Origin of the sequence: Enteractinococcus helveticum (assembly GCF_020742345.1) — a bacterium.
GTDB lineage: Bacteria > Actinomycetota > Actinomycetes > Actinomycetales > Micrococcaceae > Yaniella > Yaniella helvetica_A.
In genome coordinates, this window is the sequence record NZ_DYXC01000037.1 from 1 (window position 1) to 3,669 (window position 3,669).

The 3,669-nt window shown below is 52.5% G+C and carries 5 protein-coding genes and 1 pseudogene; 2 read left to right on the forward strand and 4 right to left on the reverse strand.

The features are described from left to right. The 4 genes from K8V32_RS03045 to K8V32_RS03060 form a co-directional block, all read right to left on the reverse strand. Nucleotides 1–212, reverse strand: a 212-nt coding sequence (locus tag K8V32_RS03045) for a DUF8548 family protein (protein ID WP_303902693.1), incomplete at its 3' end; no start/stop codon positions are given. A gap of 174 nt (nucleotides 213–386) precedes the next feature. Then, complete coding sequence (locus K8V32_RS03050; protein ID WP_303902696.1) at nucleotides 387–668, reverse strand: hypothetical protein; 282 nt, start codon at nucleotides 666–668, stop codon at nucleotides 387–389. Then, entirely contained in the window at nucleotides 668–1,651 is a 984-nt protein-coding gene (locus K8V32_RS03055; protein ID WP_303902699.1) for a caspase family protein, read from the reverse strand. Before K8V32_RS03055 ends, K8V32_RS03050 begins: the two co-directional genes overlap by 1 nt. Nucleotides 1,652–1,662: 11 nt before the next feature. Then, the gene (locus tag K8V32_RS03060) at nucleotides 1,663–2,034 is read right to left on the reverse strand and encodes a TIR domain-containing protein (RefSeq protein ID WP_303902702.1); all 372 of its coding nucleotides are present in this window, start codon (nucleotides 2,032–2,034) and stop codon (nucleotides 1,663–1,665) included. Nucleotides 2,035–2,266: 232 nt separating this feature from the next. Between K8V32_RS03060 and K8V32_RS03065 the strand changes: the two genes are divergently transcribed. Continuing rightward, nucleotides 2,267–3,253, forward strand: coding sequence for a hypothetical protein (locus K8V32_RS03065; protein ID WP_303902705.1), 987 nt, complete (start codon nucleotides 2,267–2,269; stop codon nucleotides 3,251–3,253). A gap of 175 nt (nucleotides 3,254–3,428) precedes the next feature. Then, a pseudogene (locus tag K8V32_RS14715) lies at nucleotides 3,429–3,669 on the forward strand (transposase domain-containing protein); the annotation flags it as partial.

Here is a 3,669-nt window from a genome sequence, read left to right on the forward strand (position 1 = left end):
TCAGGATCGGCTCCTTCATCTGCTCGCAGTCGCCGGTACCCGTTCACCACGTTCATCACACCTGCATATCGGTTGCCCGTGGAATAGATGGCGTCGAGAACAGCTAGGGCCACACTCTGGTAGCCATCGGGAAGAAACCACCGTTCCGGGTCCGTGCCGAATTGTGCGGTGATGTGGGTCAAAAGCTTCTGAACGTCGTGATCAGTAGTCAACAGCTTTTCCTATCTGTGCTGGCGCTATGTCGACAGGGTATACTTTAATGGCACACCTTCCCCCTCATTACATAATTCTTATTGGCAGCGAATTACAGAGCGTCAAAAGTGAAGGCAATTCCTCAAGTTGATAATCTTAGGGTTTGCCAGCAGAACTCATGAATTCGTAATAGATCATTCTTCAAGCGCGTCGATAATGATCGGAAGGTAGCGCTGAACCTGTTCCTGGTCGCTCTTCTTCTCCGCTTCGGATAGCTGCGGATAGGGCGTGTCGATCTGTTTCGACCAGCGCTCCACAAGTTGGGCGGGAATGATAAGCGCACCATCTTCTCCCCGAACGCACTGATCGTGGAGGTAGCGCTGCCAGTGTGCCCATCGTTCATGTTCTGCCTCCGCAAGGCGGTGCATTACCGGCTCACTATTTAAGACATCGCGAATCCGTTCTTTAGGGTGCATCAGATCAGTTCTTTCTGGACGAGATTCCAATAATGCTGGCCAAGGACTGTCAGCTCACACCCTTTTGATTCCATAGCGGCATGCCACATGTGCGGTGCACCTACAGGGCGAACCAAGTTCACCTTAACGAGGTTCTGCAGCACTGCGAAGTCAGCGTTTTTGGCAGGATCTGGTGGGGGGATGGATGCATCTTCTCTCCCGGAACGTTCAGGCTCATAGCTCGGATCTAGATGGAGCTGGTAATCAGGCTTCTTGAATAAAGCGGTAAGCTTCTGTAGGTCGGCGAGATCAATGGGAGCTTCCGCTTCTCGGAGAGATACGAATTTTTTGACGTTCGTCTTGAAAACAGGACGTTGAGCCCAGTTGCCAAGTGATTGATCAATGTGGGCATAGACACTACCGGGAGTAATTGAACCTACGAGGTTAGCTGCAGCACCGCTCAAGGCATCCACAAGCAAGCTGGTGAATACGCCTGATCCCTCGCCTGTCTCCATAGCGTACTGATCCGCGGTGGAAGCAGTAAGGATAGTGACACCGTCTGCGATCTCGGAGACCTGCTGGGTGCCGGTGTGGCTTCCCACCACCCCACCGTGGCAACTATCGAGGATAATTACCTTGTTCTTGGCTGGTGAATTATTTGCCAACGTCATCACCTCGGCCAACGAGAGCCCGTCGTGCCCGGCTTCACAGTCGCTTGCGCATAAGAAGCCGCCGGTGCCGTCGATATAACCGTGGCCTGCAAAGTAGAACAGTGAGATCTCGGCGTCATCCCGAAATAGCTCCTCGACTGCCTCACGCAACTGGATGCGCGTGACCATGGAGTCAGGGCCCGTGCTAGTCATCAACATCGGCTGGGCGAAGTTCAGAGTGCCGTCGGCATTACGTCCGAGGACGCTCTTGACGCTGTACGCGTCATTCACTGCTCCCCCAAGAGACGAAATTTGGTCGTAGTAGTCGATCCCGACGATAAGTGCTTTCCTCATGTTGGTGCGCCTTACAGAGAGTCGATGAACGCAGCCACGTTAGCGTCGGTCCAAGTAACCGTATTCACTCCTGAAAGCGTCGTCCGGTCATCTTTGTAGACCCAAATACCCCGGACGGGCTTCCCCTCCTCCTTCGCACACTGGATTTCCCATGCCTGCCCTTCGGAGGTCAACGAGTTCTTGCTAACGAGTACAATCACGCCGTCGGATCGACGAATACGAGTCCGAACTTTTACCTTCCAGCCTGACTCGTACCGTTCCTTCACTGACATATCGATGAACTCGTATGGAGCGCGGGGATGGAGAGACTGGCCTTTTAGGAAATCCCTCTGCCTTTCATCCTCCATAGCGAATGCAATGAAAACAATCTTCTTATCAGCCAAAGCGGGATCTCCTACCGTGTTCGAGCCGCGGCCGCTACTGACCCCAGCCATATTCTTTTTATTATTTACGATCACAAGTATAACCCTTGCCCCGGCCATCTACGGGAAAATTTGTTCTAATGTGTCAACCGAAATGAATAGAGTCTTATGGCAATTCTTTCCGTCTAAACCCGTAGGGATTAATATCCAAGCCAACGGGTAGAAATAGGAATAACGGAGCGAGACAGAGAACATGGACTACTGGAAATCAGGGAAATTTCCTTATATTGGCTTGGTAGGGGATTTTGATTGGCAGGAAAGATTTGGGATTACCGATTCATTGGAGGGGTTTCGAGATCATTACCGCGTCAATGTGGAATTCCCTTGGGCGAAAGATATTGCAGATAAGGCCCGTAACCTTACTGTTTCTCAACCTGTTTTCCCCAACTTGGCGGAGAGTTTCTTGGTTACCAGCGGTGTGCAAGAGTCTCTCAAACATGCATTTGAAGTTTTCCAAGACGAACGGGAGCAACTCTTTCGCAGTGCCCAAGAGAACCTCGATTACGCGCTGCGCCACATTGTTCCCCCTATCGATTTCGGTCGGCTTTTACTCCCTCCAAATCTTCGCGACTACTCAGACGAAGTCAGCCCCGCAGAAGTCTTAGACTTTGTCGAAGGGGAGGCCATCCCGATGTATCTTGTGCCCAGAGGTCGCACAGCGATTCGACTAATTCACGCTGAGACGCGGTCCGAACGACGGGCGATCCTTGGCGATCGCTACACCACCATCATCGATGACTGTGCCGATGTGCTTGAGGCATGTGAACACAAGATCATTCGTTCTGAAGTTGAATTCGCGGTAGAAGCCCTCGAAGCCATGAGAGCGGGCTATAACAGAACTGCTCAAGGCATGCTTACTGTTCTCCTGGACTCAATAGTGGGGTCTTTCTACCCCGGTAAGGAGAAACGGACGATCACCAACCGGAAGAAAGAACATGACCCCCCGGAGCTATTGTTAGAAATGAGCATCAGGGAAAGCCTGGTGTGGCTTCCTATTTGGAACGCCCATGAAGCGTTTTGGCCGTATAAGGGAGATCCTGTGCCCCACTACTACTCCAGACACGCTAGCGTCCATGCTGTCTCGCGTAAACAATTCAACAAACGGAACTGTGTGCAGGCGCTCATGCTAGTCACCAGTCTGCTTGGTTACGCCAATCACCTGGCCTGTTCTCTGGATTGATAAGGGAGGTGAGCAGGTTCTGAGTTACGGTCCGGGGCGTTCAGTCACCACATGCGTCCCGTCAGTGGCCGGGGTCTTTTTCTCTTCTCGTAGCAGTAGGGTCCAAGGACGGACTTGCACTGGTGTTGTTGCAAAGTTGGGGCAGTAGGAAGAGCGACGTGAAATAATCACAGCCATGGGCATCTTCTCCGGTCGTCATTTCCCCCGTGACATCATTCTGTGGGCAGTGCGGTGGTACTGCCGCTATGGGGTGAGCTACCGCGATCTGGAGGAAATGATGACTTCAGCGGGGCGTGCCAGTCGATCACACCACGATCTACCGGCGGGTGCAGAAACCTATATCCGGGTCGGCGGAAAGTGGTGCCACCTCTGACCTGGCTATCACTGCTAGTGACCAGACCCTGGACTTTACCTCT